General features: G+C 71.3%; 1 protein-coding gene. It reads left to right on the top strand.

Going from position 1 to position 804, the window contains the following annotated elements; translation table 11 throughout:
- Positions 1–804 (top strand): SDR family oxidoreductase (locus tag H5J29_RS34140; protein ID WP_181784975.1); only part of this gene is annotated, 804 nt, incomplete at its 5' end.

Raw genomic sequence — 804 nt, 5'->3', positions numbered from 1 at the left:
CGGCACCTGGTGGACCACGGCGCGACCGTGCACCTCTGGGGCCGCAGGCAGGCCGTGCTCGAGGAGGCGGCCGCCGAGGCCTCTGCGTCCCGCCCCGGATCGGTGCACGTCCAGACCGTCGACGTACGAGACGGCGACGGCGTCGACGCCGCGATGGAGACCCTGTTCACCGAGCACGGCCCCCTGACCAGCGTGCTCAACAACGCCGCCGCGAACTTCATCGCCCCCACCGAGTCACTGAGCCCCCGCGCGTTCGAGGCGGTCAGCGGCACCGTGATGAAGGGGTCCTTCCACACCACGCAGTCCGCCGGGAAACGCTGGATCGCCGCGGGCCTACCCGGCACCGTGCTCTCCACCCTCACCACCTGGGTGTGGACCGGCTCCGCCTTCGTCACCCCCTCGGCCATGGGCAAGGCCGCCGTCCACACGATGACGATGTCGCTGGCCGTGGAATGGGCGCGCCACGGGATCCGGCTCAACGCCCTGGCCCCCGGCCCGATCCCCACCGACTACGCCTGGGAGATGCTCAACCCCACCGAGAAGAGCTCCGTCGGCGCCACCCAGGCCGACCAGATCCCCATGGGCCGCACCGGAACCGTCGAGGAGCTGGCGAACCTCACCATCTTCCTGCTCTCCGACGCCTGCGACTACCTGACCGGCCAGACCATCGCCATGGACGGCGGCCAGATGCTCGCCGGACCCGGCACCTTCGCCGGGCTCACCTCCATGAGCACCGAGGACTGGGCCGCGGCCAAGGAGAAGTCCAAAGCCGCCAGCGCCGCAGCCAAGGCCCAGCGGGCCTGA

The organism is Pseudonocardia pini, assembly GCF_013870575.1.
In the GTDB taxonomy this organism is placed as follows: Bacteria; Actinomycetota; Actinomycetes; order Mycobacteriales; family Pseudonocardiaceae; genus Pseudonocardia; species Pseudonocardia pini.
This window is presented reverse-complemented; position numbering and strand designations above follow the sequence as displayed.